The organism is Serratia ficaria, from assembly GCF_900187015.1.
Classification (GTDB): domain Bacteria; phylum Pseudomonadota; class Gammaproteobacteria; order Enterobacterales; family Enterobacteriaceae; genus Serratia; species Serratia ficaria.
Genome location: NZ_LT906479.1, coordinates 2,181,741 through 2,197,529, shown reverse-complemented (window position 1 = coordinate 2,197,529; position 15,789 = coordinate 2,181,741). Strand labels below are relative to the sequence as shown.

Sequence of the window (15,789 nt, the reverse complement as noted above, 5' to 3'; positions counted from 1 at the left end):
CGCTGCGGCGCCCTTTTGCTCCCGCCTTCACGACCGGCACCGGTTGTCATTCGCTGACCACCGGTGCCTATTTCCTCCCGCCAATTGCTTCGCCGGATCTTTCCCCCTATAACTGAACCCAGGCAGGGCTCGCCATTATCACTTTCATCTTTTCAGGGAGCATGATCAGCAACGTCGTATCCACTAAAATATAAAAAAGGAACTGCCATGAAAGGTATTATTGATAATATCTTGAACAAGCTGCAGCTTTTTTCCAAAGCCATGATGGGACCGATATTTTTTCTGCCGGTTATCGGCCTGATACTGGCATTAAGTTCTATTCTCACCAATCCCACGCTGGTTAATGAAAGTTCCGGCATTTTTCATGTCGGAAAAATGATCGGCGATACCTTCTGGCCATTATTCGGCAACCTCGGCCTGATTTTCTGCATCGGCATTACCTACGGATTAGCCAGGGATAAAAAAAGCGAAGCGGCGCTGGTGGCGGTAATGTGCTTTATCATGTTTCTCGGCGCCAACGCCTCTTATCTGCAGCTCAGCGGCCAGGTGGCGCAAAAAATCAACGGCGAACACTACGGCACCGGGCAGACCGAGCTGCTGGGCTTCACCGTGGTGGACATGGGCATCTTCCTCGGCCTGATCCTCGGCGTCACCATCGCCTGGGTGCATAACCGCCTGTGCAACGTCGAGCTGGGCGGCGTGTTCTCGGTGTACGGCGGCGCCAAGCTGGTGCTGATCGCCATGACGCCGGTGATCCTGGTATACGCCATCGCCTTCAGCTACCTGTGGCCGGCCATTTCGCACGGCCTGATCTCGCTGACCGGCTTTATGAAAAGCTCCGGCTCGCTCGGCGTGTTCGTTTACGGCTTCTTCGAGAAATTCCTCATTCCCACCGGGCTGCACCACTTTATCTGGTCGCCGTTCCAGCTCACCAGCATCGGCGGCTCTATCGTGCAGGATGGCCATACCGTCTCCGGCTCGCAGGCGATCTTCCTGGCCTATATGCGCGACCCGGGCATCTCGCCGTTGATGAACGAGGCGCTGCGCTTCTCGCAACAGGGCATGGTGACCATTTTCGGCCTGTCGGGCGCGGCGCTGGCGTTTTACCGCACCGCCAAACCGGAGAAAAAAACGCTGGCCAAGGCGATCCTGATCCCCGCCATCACCACGTCAATTCTGGTGGGCATCACCGAACCTATCGAATTCACCTTCCTGTTTATCTCACCGCTGCTGTGGGTGATCCACGCGGTGCTGACCGCGCTGTCGCAGGTGGCCTGCAACCTGTTCGAGGTGCGCCCCTGGGGCGCCAGCGGCCTGATCGAGTTTTTGGTGTACAACCTGCCGCTGCCGGCCACCCTTACCCGCTGGCCGCTATACGTGGTGATTGGCCTGGTGCAATTCGCGGTCTATTACCTGGTGTTCAAAACCCTGGTGCTGAAACTCAATTTGAAAACGCCGGGCCGTGAAGACCGGGACGACGTCAAACTGTATTCCAAACAGGATTATCAGAACAGCAAGAACCAACCGAATGAACTGAGCGGCATTATTATTCGCGCCCTCGGCGGCAAGGACAATATCATTTCCGTCGATAACTGCTTTACCCGGCTGCGGGTGGAATTAAAAGACCTGCAACAGGTAGACGAAGCGGCATTAAAAAGCACCGGCGCCAAAGGGGTGGTGAAAAATCGGCGTGAAGTGCAGGTTATTTATGGCGTCACCGTCGGCAAGGTGAAAAATCAGGTTGAGAAGTATTTAGCCACTCTGTGAAATGATTAATGGGAGATATCGAATGAAACTTACCGTATTGGGCGGCGGCGGCGTGCGCTCGCCGTTCCTGGCGAAGTCCATCGCCTATAACGCTCACCGCATCGGCGTTACCGAGGTGGTGTTTATGGACACCGACCAGCACAAGCTGGCGATTTACGGCGCCATCGCCCAGGGGGTGTTCCAGCGCATCCGCGGCGATATCGCCTTCAGCCTGACCAGCGACGCGCGCCAGGCGCTGAGCGGCGCGGATTATATCATCACCACCCTGCGCATCGGCGGCGAGGAAGGCCGCATCCATGACGAACGCATTGCGCTCAACCACCAGGTGCTGGGGCAGGAAACCACCGGCGCCGGCGGCTTCGCCATGGCGCTGCGCTCGATCCCGGCAATCGTCGACTACTGCCGCCTGATCGAGCAGCTGTCGTCGCCTGACGCGGTGCTGTTCAACTTCACCAATCCCTCCGGCATGGTCACCGAGGCTATCATCAAATCCGGCTTCACCCGCCGGGTGTACGGCATCTGCGATGCGCCCAGCGAGTTTATCCGCGAACTGGCCGAGCTGCTGGGCTGCCGCGAAGCGGAGTTGAGCATCGACTGCTTCGGCCTGAATCACCTGTCCTGGTTCCGCAATGCGCGGGTGAATGGCGAACCGGTGACCGACAGGCTGCTGGCGGATCCGCGCCTGTACCGCGACACCTGCATGAAATATTTCTCGCCGGAGCTGGTGACGCTGTCGGATAACCTGATGCTCAACGAGTATCTGTACTACTACTACTACCGCGAGCAGGCGATCGCCGCCATCGTCAGCGCCGGAGAAACCCGCGGCGAGCAGATTGCGGCCATCAACCGACAGATGCTGGCGAGCCTGGCGCAGCTGGACATTCCCCGCCAACTGGAACAGGCCTTCAGCGTCTATTTCAGCCATTACCTGACGCGCGAGAACTCGTATATGCAGCGCGAATCCAGCCAGGGCAAGGTGAAAGAGCGCGAAATGCTGACGCTGCAGCAGTTTATCGAACAGCCGGACAGCGGCGGCTACGCCGGCGTGGCGATCGACATCCTGGAAGCGGTGAACAGCGGCCAGCAAAAACGCGTCGTCGTCTCGATGCAGAACAACGACACGCTGGATTTCCTGCATCCGGAGGACGTGATTGAAATCAGCTGCGAACTGAGCAGCGCCGGGATCCATCCGGTGAAAATGCGCGACATCCCCGATACCCAGAAAAACCTGATCGCCCGGGTGAAGGAGTATGAACGGCTGGCGGTGGCGGCGATTTTAACCGGCGATCGGCAAAAGGCCATCAAGGCGCTGATGGTGCACCCGCTGGTGAACTCCTATTCGCTGGCGAAAACGCTGGTGGAAGAGTACCTGCAGGCCCACCGGCAATATGCCGAACACTGGCGGTAGCGGCGACGGCGCGGCTTTCAGCGGCTGCGCCGTTCAAACCAGGCCTTGATCAGGTTTTCGAATCCCAGCAGGCAGTGGCCGAAGAACGGATTGGGATAATAAATATCGTGGTCATATTTTTGCCGGTCTTCATAAATAAAGCGCATGTCGGCCTGCTGCGCCAGCGGGCTGTCGCCATCGCCGCAGAACGCCGCCAGGCGAATGTCGTTGCGCTTCACCGCCTCCCCCCAGCTCAGCGCCGAGCCGCTGTTGCCCGACTTTGAAATCACGATCACCATATTGAAGCGAAAGCGCGTTTCCCGATCGAGAATGTCGAAATCCGGCCACAGCGACAGGTAGCTGTCGATGCCCAACGTCATAAACTTGTTGTACATGTATTGCGCCACCAGCTGCGAGAAGCCGCTGCCGTGGATCAGAATCTTGCCGTGGTCGAGCAGGTCGAGAAACTGCGCCTGCTGCTGCGCGCTGACCGCCGCAGGCCCCTGCCGCTCCGCCAAATAGGCCGGCGCCATCGCCAGGTTGAACTTGATGAAATACACCAGCTCCAGATAACCGCGGAAACCCAGCTTCTTGGCCAAACGCACCAGCGTGGACGGCGAGCTGTAGCAGCGGGCGGACACCGCTCGGATGCCGTCATCGATGCAGGCGTCCGGATTGTCGAGAATGCAGTTGAGAATGGCCAGGTCCGTCTTGCTGAGATCCGCCTGGCTGAAAACCTGTTTGAAATTCACCGCCACCCCCTGCTTATTCACTAAGATTATGTTTCTCATGCGCGTGCACGGCTGTCCAGCGGGCAGCGATAAAACTGTGACACGCTGTCGGTCGGTAAAATCGCTGATTTGCCAACGGGATAACCGCCTTTACCCGCTGGACCCCGGCACCTATAATGACCTTTTTCTGGGGTATGACGCACCGCGGCAGGCGGCGGCGCATACGGGAACGGCTAAATACTGCTGAAGGATACGCTGCATGAAAAAGTGGTCACATCTGCTCGCAGCCGGGATGGTGGCGCTGAGCATGTGCTCTGCAAACGCCTCTGACGGCAAAACCCTGTACTTCTATAACTGGACTGAATATGTCCCGCCGGGGCTGCTGGAGCAGTTCACCAAGGAAACCGGCATCAAGGTGATTTACTCCACCTACGAATCCAACGAATCCATGTACGCCAAGCTGAAGACCTACAAGGACGGCGCGTACGATCTGGTGGTGCCTTCAACCTACTTTATCGCCAAAATGCGCAAAGAAGGCATGCTGCAAAAGATCGACAAAAGCAAGCTCAGCCATTTCAAAGACCTGGATCCCAACCTGCTGAACAAGCCTTTCGATCCCAACAATGACTATTCGATCCCTTACATCTGGGGCGCGACGGCGATCGGCGTCAACAGCGACGAACTCGACCCGACCACGATCACCTCCTGGGCCAATTTCTGGCAGCCGCAGTACAAGAGCCGCCTGCTGCTGACCGACGACGCGCGCGAAGTGTTCCAGATGGCGCTGCGCAAGCTGGGCTACTCCGGCAACACCACCGATCCCAAACAGATCGAGGCCGCTTACCACGAGCTGCAGAAGCTGATGCCGAACGTGCTGGCCTTCAACTCCGATAACCCGGGCAACCCGTTTATGGAGGGGGAAGTCAATCTGGGGATGGTGTGGAACGGTTCGGCCTTCGTGGCGCGCCAGGCGGGCACCCCGCTGGAGATCGTCTGGCCGAAAGAAGGCGGCATCTTCTGGATGGACAGCCTGGCCATTCCGGCCAATGCGCAGAACGTCGAGGGCGCGCTGAAGCTGATCGACTTCCTGCTGCGGCCCGAAATTGCGGTGCAGGTGGCGGAAACTATCGGTTACCCAACGCCTAACCTGGCGGCGAAAAAGCTGCTGTCGCCGGAGATCGCCAACGACAAATCGCTGTATCCGGACGAGTCGGTGATCAACAACGGGGAATGGCAAAACGACGTCGGCGACGCCAGCACGCTGTATGAAAGCTACTTCCAGAAGCTGAAAGCCGGCCGCTAGGCCCGCTCAGCCGCCGGGGCGCAATCCGCATTGCGCCCCGCCTCACGCCTTATGGCCGATCCGCTCGCGCCACCTTGCCCACCAGGAATTTGTGCACGAAGCGCGGCACCACCTCGCTGGCCGGGCCGTAATGCTTCTCGTCGAACTGACTCTCCACCTGGCTCGGCTCCAGGTTCAGCTCCATGGCGTACGCCCCGCCCAGCCGCGCCTCATGCACGAAACCGGCCGCCGGATAGACGTGGCCGGAGGTGCCGATAGCGACGAAAAAGTCGGCCTTGGCCAACGCCTGATAGATGTCGTCCATGCCCAGCGGCATTTCGCCGAACCACACCACGTGCGGGCGCAGCGGCGCCGGAAACTGACAGCAGTGGCAGCGGTCGTCGACGCCGAGATCTTCCGGCCAGTCGAACACCTGGCCCGAGCTGGTGCAGCGCACCTTGAGCAACTCGCCATGCATGTGCAACACCCGCTTGCTGCCGGCGCGTTCATGCAGGTTATCGATATTCTGCGTGACCAGCAGGAAGTTGTCCCCCAGCCACTCTTCCAGATCCGCCAGCGCGCGGTGAGCGGCGTTGGGCGCGATCTCCGCCGTTTGCAGCTGGCGGCGGCGCGCGTTGTAAAACGCCTGCACCAGCGCCGGGTCGCGCTGATAGCCTTCCGGCGTGGCGACGTCTTCGACCTGGTGCTCTTCCCACAGCCCGTCCGCGGCGCGGAAGGTGCGAATGCCCGATTCGGCCGAAATGCCGGCCCCGGTCAACACCACGACAAACGGCTTTTTCAGCTCGGCCGCCGCCATGGTGTCACGGTGAAAAATGCGTGAACGAAAGCGCTGATGCAGCACATGCTTACTCTTGCGAAACTGGCACAGCCGATGGCGAGTGTGCATTAACTCTCTCCTTACTTGTCCTTGACTGCCCTTCTTGCCTGGCGTTGCCGCGTTGTTGGTCACCCGCCGGCAACGCCAATTAGCTCGGGCGTACCAAATTGAGGAACGCCGCCCCGCGTACGCCGCCGGCATCGCCGTAGCGCGCCTTTTCAATCCGCGGCGGCCTGGCCACCCGCAACAGGTGCGCCGGCAGGCGCTGCGGCAGCTCGCGGTAGATGGCGTCAAAATTCGACAGCCCGCCGCCGATCACCACCAAATGCGGATCCAGAATGGTCAGCAAATTGCCCAGGCAAATCGCCAACACGGCCATAAAGCGTTCGACGTGAGCCGCCGCCTGCGGCTCACCCGCCTGATAATGCGCAATAATCTGCGTGGCGGGCAAGTGCCGCCCGTAAAAGTGGGCGTACATCCACTCAAAACCGCGGCCCGAAATGTAGTTTTCTATGCAACCCTGGTGGCCGCAACCGCAGGCAACGCGAGGTATGTCACGTCCCAGCACCTCCAGAGCGTCCACCGGCAGGCGGAAATGGCCAAACTCGCCGGCGATATAGTTGCGCCCGGTCAGCGTCTTGCCGTTGACGATCAGCCCGCCGCCCACGCCGGTGCCGAGGATAATGCCCAGCACCGTCGGATAACGGCGAAACTCGTCGTCCCAGGCTTCCGACAGCGCAAAACAGTTGGCGTCGTTGTCTACCCGCACTTCTCTGCCGATCAGTTCGGCCAGGTCGCGCGGCAGCGGCTGCCCCATCGCCGCCGGCACGTTGGCGGTAAACAGCGTGCCGTCATCGTCGTTGGGCAAGCCGGGAATGCCGATGCCCACGCTGCCGCGCCGGCCGCAAAAGGCATCCGCTTCATGGGTCAGATCGCGCAGCGTCGCCAGCAGCTGCGAATAATCCTCGCGCGGCGTCGGCACCCGCTTCTGCCAGATGCGCTGCAGATTTTCGTCAAACACGCCCAGTTCAATCTTGGTGCCGCCCATATCGAAACCGTAGTACATAACCCACCCTCAGGCTAAAAAAAGGGGGCGGCATCTCTGCCTCCCCATTTTGTCTATTGTCCGCTCAACACCCGCGCCGGATCGATGCGGCTGGCGCGCCTGGCGGGATACCAGCTGGCCAACAGGCTGAGCACGATGGCGGTCGCCAGCACGATCGCCACGTCCAGCCAGTGCAGCTCGGAAGGCAGGAAATCGATAAAATAGATGTCGCCCGACAGGAATGAATGCCCAAGCAGCTTTTCGATGCCCTTGATGATGTTGGTCAGCTGCAGCGAGGCGATCACCCCGACCACCACGCCGCTGAGGCTGCCCACCAGCCCGGCCAGCAGGCCATACCAAATGAAGATGGCGCGGATAAAGCCGTCTTTGGCCCCCAGGGTGCGCAGCACCGCGATATCGCCGCTCTTGTCCTTCACCGCCATCACCAGGGTGGAAACGATGTTGAAACAGGCCACGCCGATCACCAGCACCATCGCCAGGTACATGATGGCGCGGATCATCTGGATGTCGCGGTACATGTAGCCGTAGGTGCCGATCCAGCTCTTGATGTAAACGTAGGAATCGGTCACCTCGCCGGCGTCGCGCACCAGCTTGTTGGCGGCGAACACGTCGTTGACCTTGATGGCGATGCCCGTGACACTGTCACCCATATCGAGATACTGCTGCGCGTCGGCCAGCGGCACCAACGCCAGGCTGTGATCCAGCTGGCCGCTGAGCTGCAGAATGCCGGTCACCTGCAGACGAATGCGCTTCGGCTGCAGCAGCTTCATTTCCGGGTCGCTGTTGGGGATCATCACCGTGACATAGGCGCCCTGCTTGACGCCCAGCGCGTCGGCCACGCCCTTGCCGAGGATCACCTGCTGTTCGCCGGCCTTGAAGTTGGCCCAGGCGTCGCCCTGCACGTACTGCGGCAGCGCGCTGAGCCGGCTTTCCTGCTGCGGGTTAACCCCTTTGACCTGCACCGCACGCAGCTGCGCGCCGTTTTCCATCAGCCCGGTAAAGTTGATGTAAGGCGCTGCGGCCATAATGCCCGGCACCTTTTCCACCCGCTGCAGAATCGACGGCCAACCGTTGAACGGCGGCTTCACCGGTTCGATCTCGCCGTGCGGCACCACCGCCAGAATGCGGTTTTTCAACTCGCGCTCAAAACCGTTCATCGCGCTCAGGCCGACGATCAAGACCGCCACCCCCAGCGCGATGCCGATGGTGGAGATCACCGAAATCAACGACACCATGCCGCCGCGTTTGCGGCCGCGGCTGAAACGCAGGGCCGTCAGGAAGGAAAGTGAGGCTCCCGCCATTACTCGGCCCCCATCAGGGTCAGCTGCGCCTGCAGGTGGCCGTCGGCCATTTCCAACTGGCGGCTCAAACGCTTGGCCAGCTGCAGATCGTGGGTCACCACCAGGAAGGTGGTGCCCTGGCGCACGTTGAGTTCGCCCAGCAGATCGAAGATGCTGTCTGCGGTGCGTTTGTCCAGGTTGCCGGTCGGTTCATCCGCCAGCACCAGCGCCGGGCTGTTGACCAGCGCGCGGGCGATCGCCACGCGCTGGCGCTCGCCGCCGGACAGCTCGGAGGGGCGGTGCTTGCTGCGCTTTTCCAGCCCGACCGCCGCCAACATTTCCATGGCTTTTTCCTGCGCCAGCGCCGGCTTGGTGCCGCCGATCAGCAGCGGCATGGCGGCGTTTTCCAGCGCGGTAAAGTCCGGCAGCAGGTGGTGGAACTGGTAGATGAAGCCCAGCTGGCGGTTGCGCAGCTCGGCCTTGGCCGCCGACGACATGCCGTTCAGCGACTGGCCCTTGAAGATAACCTCGCCGGAGGTCGGCGAATCCAGCCCGCCCAGCAGGTGCAACAGGGTGCTTTTGCCGGAGCCCGAGCTGCCGACGATCGCCATCATCTCGCCCGGCTGCATGGCAAAGCTGACATTGCACAGCACGTCGGTATGCAGATGGCCTTCCTGATAGGTCTTGCACAGGTTGTCGCACTGCAGCAAAAGATGGTTACTCATAACGTAAAGCCTCAGCGGGTTGTACGGCGGCAGCGCGCCATGAAGGGTAAAGCGTGGACAACAGGGACACCGCCATCGCCACCACGGCGATGATCGTCACTTGAAGCGGGTCGACCGCCACCGGCAGCGAAGCGCCGTCGATCAACGCGCCGAGGATCGGCATCAGGTTATTCAGATTGGTGGCCAGCAGCACGCCGAGCAGCGTGCCGAGCAGTGAACCTATGATGCCGGCGCTGGCGCCCTGCACCATGAATACCGACATGATCTGCCGGCGGGTCAGGCCCTGGGTCTGCAGAATGGCGACCTCGCCCTGCTTCTCCATCACCAGCAGGCCGAGCGAGGTGATGATGTTGAACGCGGCCACCGCCACGATCAGGCTGAGCAACAGCCCCATCATGTTTTTCTCCATGCGCACCGCCTGGAACAGCTCGCCCTTGCGTTCACGCCAGTCTTTCCACTCGGTGCCCTGCGGCAGCGTCTGCTGGCTGAGGGTGTCGACCGTCAGCGGTTGCTGCAGGAACAGGCGCCAACCGGTGATGTTGCCGGCCGGATAGCGCATCAGGCGCGAGGCGTCCTGCTGATTGACCAGCAGCTGATAGCCGTCCACCTCGCTGTTGGCGTGGAAGGTGCCGACGATGGTGAACAGACGCTGGCTGGGAATGCGGCCCATCGGCGTGAACTGGCTGGCGCTGGGCACCATCAGGCGCAGCGAGTCGCCGCGCTTGACGCCGAGCTGGCCCGCCAGCTGCTCGCCGATGATGAGGTTGTACCGGCCCGGCTGCAGCTGCTGCTGTTTGACGTTGACCAGGTAAGGGGTCAGCGGATCGGCTTCGTCCGGGTTGACGCCGAGCATCACGCCGACCGCCACGCTGCGGGCGCTTTGCAGCACCACGTCGCCGGTGGTCAGCGGCGCGACGCGGCTGACGCCCTTCAGCCCCTGCGCGGCCGAGGCCGGCAGCTGCTGCGGATTGATCGACCCCTGCCTGGCGGTGATCAACGCCTGCGGCATCAGGCCGAGAATGTTGTTCTCCAGATCCTTTTCAAAACCGTTCATCACCGAAAGCACGGTGACCAACGCCATCACCCCCAGCGTGATGCCGATGGTGGAAAGCCAGGAAACAAACCGCCCGAAGCGGTCTGAGGCCCGCCCGCGCATGTAGCGCAGGCCAATGAATAACGCGACAGGTTGATACATGAAATCCGTTTTGTTGCCGTAGCTTAAGCAAAGTAGTCTTGGATAATAAAGGCTCTCCCCCGTTTAGGGAACACCCGGCGGCCTTTTATTGCGCCGGGCGCCGCCTCACCCGGCGTCGCGTTTGAGCAGGTTATAGACCGACACCCGCGAAATGCCCAGCGCTTCGGCCGCCATGGTGGCCGCGCCGCGCAGCTGCAGATACCCCTGCCGCTTCAGCTGTTGGATCACCAGCAAGCGCTGTTCCGAAGACAGCGCGCGCGGTTGGGTGGCGTGCGAAGCGGCGAAGGCGTTGATCACCGCCGCGATGTCCGACAGCGAACGAGCGCCCTCAACCGCCTGCGGCGCGCTTTGCACCACCGCCGTCAGCTGCTGCAGGATGGCGGTGACGCTGTTGAAGATAGACACGTCCAGATTGAGGCAAATCGCCGCCACAAAGGCCCCCTGGCTGTTGCGCAGGCCGATGGACGTGCTTTTGGCCGGGCGGCCGTCCGGGAAGGCGCTGGCGTAGTTCTGCACCACGTCGGGGAATTCCGGCGAAGCGATGCGTTCCAGCCCCATTTCCGTCGCGGCGTCGCCGATGCGGCGGTTGGACAGATTATTGGCGATGGCGACGATGGCGTGATCCGGCTGGGTCAGGTCGTGCAGCACCACCTCGCACCCCGGGGCGAACATCGCGCCCAGCGCCTGGACAATTTTTTCCGCTTCGCGCAGCAACAGCGCGTTTTCCTGCCTGAGATCGCTCATTAAGTTAACCATTTGACAATAACTTTACAAAGAGTAAATTAAAACTTCGTGACAATCAATTCCCCTTTTCCCCCGCGCGAGGTCGTTATGAGTTCAAGGCTCCATTGCATCACCGCCGCAGATATTTCCACCGCCGCCGAGGTTATTGCCGGGCATGCCGTTCGCACCCCGGTGATGACCTCGCGTCAGGCCGATCATCTCACCGGCGCACGGCTGTTCTTCAAATGCGAGAATTTTCAGCGCGTCGGCGCCTTCAAATTTCGTGGCGCCTATAACGCCATCGCTCAACTGAGCGAGGCGCAGCGGCGCGCCGGAGTGATCGCCTTTTCTTCCGGCAACCATGCGCAGGCGATGGCGCTGGCGGCGCGCGAGCTGGGCGTCAGCGCCACCATCGTGATGCCCGACGACGCCCCGGCCGCCAAGCTGGCGGCGACGCGCGGCTATGGGGCTAACGTGGTTATCTACCGGCGCCACAGTGAAGACCGCGAGGAAATAACCCAACGGCTGGCCGCCGAACGGGGCCTGACGCTGGTGCCGCCCTACGATTACCCGCAGGTGATCGCCGGCCAGGGCACCGCGGCGAAGGAGCTGTTCGAAGAGGTCGGGCCGTTGGACGTGCTGCTGGTGTGTACCGGCGGCGGTGGGCTGCTGGCCGGCAGCGCGGTGGCGGCCCGGCACTGGTCGCCGGGGTGCCGCGTGTATGGCGTAGAACCCGCAGCGGGCAACGACGTGCAGCAAGCCTTTTTGCGCGGCGAACCGGTACGCATTCCGGTGCCGAACACCCTCGCCGACGGCGCGCAAACCCAGCAGGTCGGGCGGCTGACCTTCCCGATTATTCAAGATTGCGTCGAGGGCATTCTGACGGTCAGCGACGCGCAGCTGTGCCGGCAAATGCGCTTCTTCATGGAGCGGATGAAAATGGTAGTCGAACCGACCGGCTGCCTGGCGGCCGCGGCGGCGATGAACGCCCTGCTCGATTTGCGCGGTAAAAAGGTCGGCGTCATCGTCAGCGGCGGCAATGTCGACGTAGACAAGATCGGGCAGTACCTGGCTCTGGCCGGCGAAAATTAACGTCGTTAATATCAGGCGAAAAATCAAGGCGTAGCGCTTTTATCTGTGTCAGTTTGGCGGCCGCTGGGCTACTATAACCAGGATAAAGGCGCTTGTTATTTGTGCCGGGGCGAACTCTAACACATTGATTAAAGATACCTGAATGAGCACTTCCGATAGCCGTAACCGTTCCTCATCCCCCCGTTATTCCCTGCCCGAACGCGCGGGCGACCTGCGCCAGCTCGGCCAGTTGACCGGCTCGGCCTGCGCCGTGGAGTGCGCCGAGATAGTCGAACGCCATAACGGGCCGGTAATGCTGATTGCCCCGGACATGCAGAATGCCCTGCGGCTGCGCGACGAGATCCAGCAGTTCACCGACCAGATGGTGACCACGCTGTCGGACTGGGAAACCCTGCCGTACGACAGCTTCTCGCCGCATCAGGAAATCATCTCCGCCCGGTTGTCGAGCCTGTATCACCTGCCGACCATGGTGCGCGGCGTGATAATCCTGCCGGTCAATACCCTGATGCAACGCGTCTGCCCGCACGAGTTCCTGCATGGCCACGCGCTGGTGATGAAAAAGGGCCAGCGCCTGTCGCGCGACAAACTGCGCGCCCAGCTGGAACAGGCCGGCTACCGCAGCGTCGATCAGGTGATGGAGCACGGCGAGTTCGCCACCCGCGGCGCGCTGCTCGATCTGTACCCGATGGGCAGCGAAGAGCCCTACCGCATCGACTTCTTCGACGACGAGATCGACAGCCTGCGCACCTTCGACGTCGACACCCAGCGTACGCTGAACGAAGTGGACGCCATCAACCTGCTGCCGGCCCACGAGTTCCCGACCGACAAAAACGCCATCGAGCTGTTCCGCAGCCAGTGGCGCGAGCAGTTCGAGGTGCGGCGCGACGCCGAACACATCTACCAGCAGGTCAGCAAAGGCACCTGGCCGGCCGGCATCGAATACTGGCAGCCGCTGTTCTTCAGCCAGCCGCTGCCGTCGCTGTTCAGCTACCTGCCGGCCAACACCCTGATCGTCAACACCGGCAATCTGGAGAGCGCCGCCGAGCGTTTCTGGCTGGACGTCAACCAGCGTTACGAAAACCGCCGCGTCGATCCGATGCGCCCGCTGCTGGCGCCGGACACCCTGTGGCTGCGCGTCGATGCGCTGTTCGGCGAGCTGAAAGCCTGGCCGCGCATGGCGTTGAAAACCGAAGACCTGCCGACCAGGGCCGGCAACACCAATCTGGACTACCGCACTCTGCCGGATCTGGCGGTGCAGGCGCAGAACAAGGCGCCGCTGGACCACCTGCGCCGTTTTATCGAGGGCTTCGACGGCAGCGTGATTTTCTCGGTCGAAAGCGAGGGCCGGCGCGAAACGCTGCAGGACCTGCTCGGCCGCATCAAGCTCGGCACCTCGCTGATCCAGCATCTGGATCAGGCGCAGCCGGCCGGCCGCTACATGATGGTCGGCGCTGCCGAGCGCGGTTTCCTCGACGGCATGCGCAACCGGGCGTTGATCTGCGAAAGCGATCTGCTGGGCGAGCGCGTCAGCCGCCGCCGGCAGGACAACCGCCGCACCATCAACACCGATACCCTGATCCGCAACCTGGCGGAGCTGCATCCCGGCCAGCCGGTGGTGCACCTGGAGCACGGCGTCGGGCGCTATGTCGGCCTGACCACGCTGGAAGCCGGCGGCATCAAGGCCGAATACCTGATCCTGTCCTACGCCGGTGAAGACAAGCTGTACGTGCCGGTGTCTTCGCTGCACCTGATCAGCCGCTACGCCGGCGGCGCGGATGAAAACGCCCCGCTGCACAAGCTGGGCGGCGACGCCTGGACCCGCGCGCGGCAAAAAGCCGCCGAACGGGTGCGCGACGTGGCGGCCGAATTGCTGGACATCTACGCCCAGCGCGCCGCCAAGACCGGCTTCGCCTTTAAACACGACCGCGAACAGTATCAGCTGTTCTGCCAGACCTTCCCGTTCGAGACCACCCCCGATCAGGAGCAGGCGATCAACGCCGTGCTGAGCGACATGTGCCAACCGCTGGCCATGGATCGCCTGGTGTGCGGCGACGTCGGCTTCGGCAAAACCGAAGTGGCGATGCGCGCCGCCTTCCTGGCGGTGGAAAACGGCAAGCAGGTGGCGGTGCTGGTGCCGACCACCCTGCTGGCCCAGCAGCACTTCGACAACTTCCGCGATCGCTTCGCCACCTGGCCGGTGCGCATCGAGATGATGTCGCGCTTCCGCAGCGCCAAAGAGCAGCAGCAGGTGCTGGACGACGCGGTCGACGGCAAGGTCGACATCATCATCGGCACCCACAAGCTGCTGCAGAACGATCTGCGCTGGAAAGACCTGGGGCTGCTGATCGTCGATGAAGAACACCGCTTCGGCGTGCGCCACAAGGAACGCATCAAGGCGATGCGCGCCGACGTGGACATCCTGACGCTGACCGCCACGCCGATCCCGCGCACGCTGAACATGGCGATGAGCGGCATGCGCGATCTGTCGATTATCGCCACCCCGCCGGCGCGTCGTTTGGCGGTGAAGACCTTCGTGCGCGAATACGACAGCCTGGTGGTGCGCGAAGCGATCCTGCGCGAGGTGTTGCGCGGCGGGCAGGTCTACTACCTGTACAACGACGTGGAAAACATCGAAAAGGCGGCGCAGAAGCTGGCGGAGCTGGTGCCCGAAGCGCGCATCGCCATCGGCCACGGCCAGATGCGCGAGCGCGATCTGGAACGGGTGATGAACGACTTCCATCACCAGCGTTTCAACGTGCTGGTCTGCACCACCATTATCGAAACCGGCATCGACATTCCCAGCGCCAACACCATCATCATCGAACGCGCCGACCGCTTCGGGCTGGCGCAGCTGCACCAGCTGCGCGGCCGCGTCGGCCGTTCGCACCATCAGGCCTACGCCTATCTGCTGACGCCGAATCCCAAGGCCATGAGCACCGACGCCCACAAGCGGCTGGAGGCCATCGCTTCGCTGGAAGACCTGGGCGCCGGCTTCGCGCTGGCCACCCATGACCTGGAAATCCGCGGCGCCGGCGAACTGCTGGGGGAAGACCAGAGCGGCCAGATGACCACCGTCGGTTTCTCGCTGTATATGGAGCTGCTGGAAAGCGCGGTCGACGCGCTGAAAAATGGCCGCGAGCCATCGCTGGAAGATCTCACCAGCAGCCAGACCGAAGTGGAGCTGCGCATGCCGGCCCTGCTGCCGGACGACTTCATTCCAGACGTCAACACTCGGCTGTCGTTCTATAAGCGCATCGCCAGCGCCAAACGCGACGGCGAGCTGGAAGAGCTGAAGGTGGAGCTGATTGACCGCTTCGGCCTGCTGCCGGATCCGGCGCGCAACCTGCTGCAAAGCGCGGCGCTGCGCCAGCACGCGCAGACGCTGGGCATCAAGCGCATCGAAGGCAACGAACGCGGCGGGTTTATCGAGTTCGGCGACAAGAACCGCGTCGATCCGGGCTATCTGATCGGCCTGCTGCAGAGCAATCCGCAGGTTTATCGCCTGGACGGGCCGAGCAAGCTGAAATTCATGCTCGATCTGACCGATCGGCAGAAACGCCTGAAGTTTGTCGAAGATCTGCTGAGCGCCTTCCGCGAGCATACCCTGGCAATCTGATCCGCCCCCCGGCGGCAACGCCGGGGCACTCCCCGCAGCATATCTGGCCGCGTCGGCCCCCGACGTTGCGGTTCTATCTTATCGCCA

General features: G+C 62.0%; 12 protein-coding genes. 5 read left to right on the top strand and 7 right to left on the bottom strand.

Annotated features, from left to right (window positions below; translation table 11 throughout):
- Nucleotides 1–207: 207 nt before the first annotated feature.
- Together CKW09_RS10390 and CKW09_RS10385 are read left to right on the top strand one after the other, a co-directional pair.
- Nucleotides 208–1,767: a PTS transporter subunit EIIC gene (locus CKW09_RS10390; RefSeq protein ID WP_095097105.1), complete on the top strand. Its 1,560-nt coding sequence runs from the start codon at nt 208–210 to the stop codon at nt 1,765–1,767.
- 22 nt (nt 1,768–1,789) lie between these two features.
- Complete coding sequence (locus CKW09_RS10385; RefSeq protein ID WP_061800538.1) at nt 1,790–3,175, top strand: family 4 glycosyl hydrolase; 1,386 nt, start codon at nt 1,790–1,792, stop codon at nt 3,173–3,175.
- A gap of 17 nt (nt 3,176–3,192) precedes the next feature.
- Here the strand turns inward: CKW09_RS10385 and CKW09_RS10380 are convergent, their stop codons facing one another.
- Complete coding sequence (locus CKW09_RS10380) at nt 3,193–3,906, bottom strand: MurR/RpiR family transcriptional regulator (protein WP_061800562.1); 714 nt, start codon at nt 3,904–3,906, stop codon at nt 3,193–3,195.
- A 238-nt stretch (nt 3,907–4,144) separates the two neighbouring features.
- Here CKW09_RS10380 and potD point away from each other — a divergent pair, with 238 nt between their 5' ends.
- Nucleotides 4,145–5,188, top strand: a complete 1,044-nt coding sequence (gene potD / locus CKW09_RS10375; RefSeq protein WP_061800540.1) for a spermidine/putrescine ABC transporter substrate-binding protein PotD — start codon at nt 4,145–4,147, stop codon at nt 5,186–5,188.
- Nucleotides 5,189–5,237: 49 nt separating this feature from the next.
- Here potD and cobB read toward each other — a convergent pair whose 3' ends face one another.
- The 6 genes from cobB to CKW09_RS10345 all read right to left on the bottom strand — a co-directional run bounded on the left by cobB (nt 5,238) and on the right by CKW09_RS10345 (nt 11,015).
- Nucleotides 5,238–6,074, bottom strand: a complete 837-nt coding sequence (gene cobB / locus CKW09_RS10370; RefSeq protein WP_061800542.1) for a Sir2 family NAD+-dependent deacetylase — start codon at nt 6,072–6,074, stop codon at nt 5,238–5,240.
- Between the two features lie 79 nt (nt 6,075–6,153).
- Nucleotides 6,154–7,071 carry an N-acetylglucosamine kinase gene (nagK, locus tag CKW09_RS10365; RefSeq protein ID WP_061800544.1) on the bottom strand — a complete coding sequence of 306 codons (918 nt, stop codon included), beginning with the start codon at nt 7,069–7,071 and terminating at the stop codon, nt 6,154–6,156.
- Between the two features lie 53 nt (nt 7,072–7,124).
- Entirely contained in the window at nt 7,125–8,372 is a 1,248-nt protein-coding gene (lolE, locus tag CKW09_RS10360) for a lipoprotein-releasing ABC transporter permease subunit LolE (protein WP_061800546.1), read from the bottom strand.
- Entirely contained in the window at nt 8,372–9,076 is a 705-nt protein-coding gene (lolD, locus tag CKW09_RS10355; protein ID WP_095097102.1) for a lipoprotein-releasing ABC transporter ATP-binding protein LolD, read from the bottom strand. The genes lolE and lolD overlap by 1 nt, the downstream gene beginning before the upstream one ends.
- Nucleotides 9,069–10,271, bottom strand: coding sequence for a lipoprotein-releasing ABC transporter permease subunit LolC (gene lolC, locus CKW09_RS10350; protein WP_095097099.1), 1,203 nt, complete (start codon nt 10,269–10,271; stop codon nt 9,069–9,071). Before lolC ends, lolD begins: the two co-directional genes overlap by 8 nt.
- Nucleotides 10,272–10,376: 105 nt before the next feature.
- Nucleotides 10,377–11,015: a helix-turn-helix transcriptional regulator gene (locus CKW09_RS10345; RefSeq protein WP_061800552.1), complete on the bottom strand. Its 639-nt coding sequence runs from the start codon at nt 11,013–11,015 to the stop codon at nt 10,377–10,379.
- A gap of 87 nt (nt 11,016–11,102) precedes the next feature.
- Between CKW09_RS10345 and CKW09_RS10340 the strand changes: the two genes are divergently transcribed.
- Together CKW09_RS10340 and mfd are read left to right on the top strand one after the other, a co-directional pair.
- The gene (locus tag CKW09_RS10340; protein WP_095097096.1) at nt 11,103–12,086 is read left to right on the top strand and encodes a threo-3-hydroxy-L-aspartate ammonia-lyase; all 984 of its coding nucleotides are present in this window, start codon (nt 11,103–11,105) and stop codon (nt 12,084–12,086) included.
- Between the two features lie 142 nt (nt 12,087–12,228).
- Nucleotides 12,229–15,702 (top strand): transcription-repair coupling factor, encoded by a 3,474-nt coding sequence (mfd, locus tag CKW09_RS10335; RefSeq protein WP_095097093.1) that lies wholly within the window; start codon nt 12,229–12,231, stop codon nt 15,700–15,702.
- Nucleotides 15,703–15,789 lie beyond the last annotated feature (87 nt).

Bases quoted from the DNA above. Each gene is read 5' to 3' on its own strand.
- mfd (WP_095097093.1), top strand. From the start codon at position 12,229: ATGAGCACTTCCGATAGCCGTAACCGTTCCTCATCCCCCCGTTATTCC.
- potD (WP_061800540.1), top strand. From the start codon at position 4,145: ATGAAAAAGTGGTCACATCTGCTCGCAGCCGGGATGGTGGCGCTGAGC.
- CKW09_RS10345 (WP_061800552.1), bottom strand. From the start codon at position 11,015: ATGAGCGATCTCAGGCAGGAAAACGCGCTGTTGCTGCGCGAAGCGGAA.
- lolC (WP_095097099.1), bottom strand. From the start codon at position 10,271: ATGTATCAACCTGTCGCGTTATTCATTGGCCTGCGCTACATGCGCGGG.
- CKW09_RS10385 (WP_061800538.1), top strand. From the start codon at position 1,790: ATGAAACTTACCGTATTGGGCGGCGGCGGCGTGCGCTCGCCGTTCCTG.
- CKW09_RS10390 (WP_095097105.1), top strand. From the start codon at position 208: ATGAAAGGTATTATTGATAATATCTTGAACAAGCTGCAGCTTTTTTCC.
- lolD (WP_095097102.1), bottom strand. From the start codon at position 9,076: ATGAGTAACCATCTTTTGCTGCAGTGCGACAACCTGTGCAAGACCTAT.
- CKW09_RS10340 (WP_095097096.1), top strand. From the start codon at position 11,103: ATGAGTTCAAGGCTCCATTGCATCACCGCCGCAGATATTTCCACCGCC.
- lolE (WP_061800546.1), bottom strand. From the start codon at position 8,372: ATGGCGGGAGCCTCACTTTCCTTCCTGACGGCCCTGCGTTTCAGCCGC.
- nagK (WP_061800544.1), bottom strand. From the start codon at position 7,071: ATGTACTACGGTTTCGATATGGGCGGCACCAAGATTGAACTGGGCGTG.
- cobB (WP_061800542.1), bottom strand. From the start codon at position 6,074: ATGCACACTCGCCATCGGCTGTGCCAGTTTCGCAAGAGTAAGCATGTG.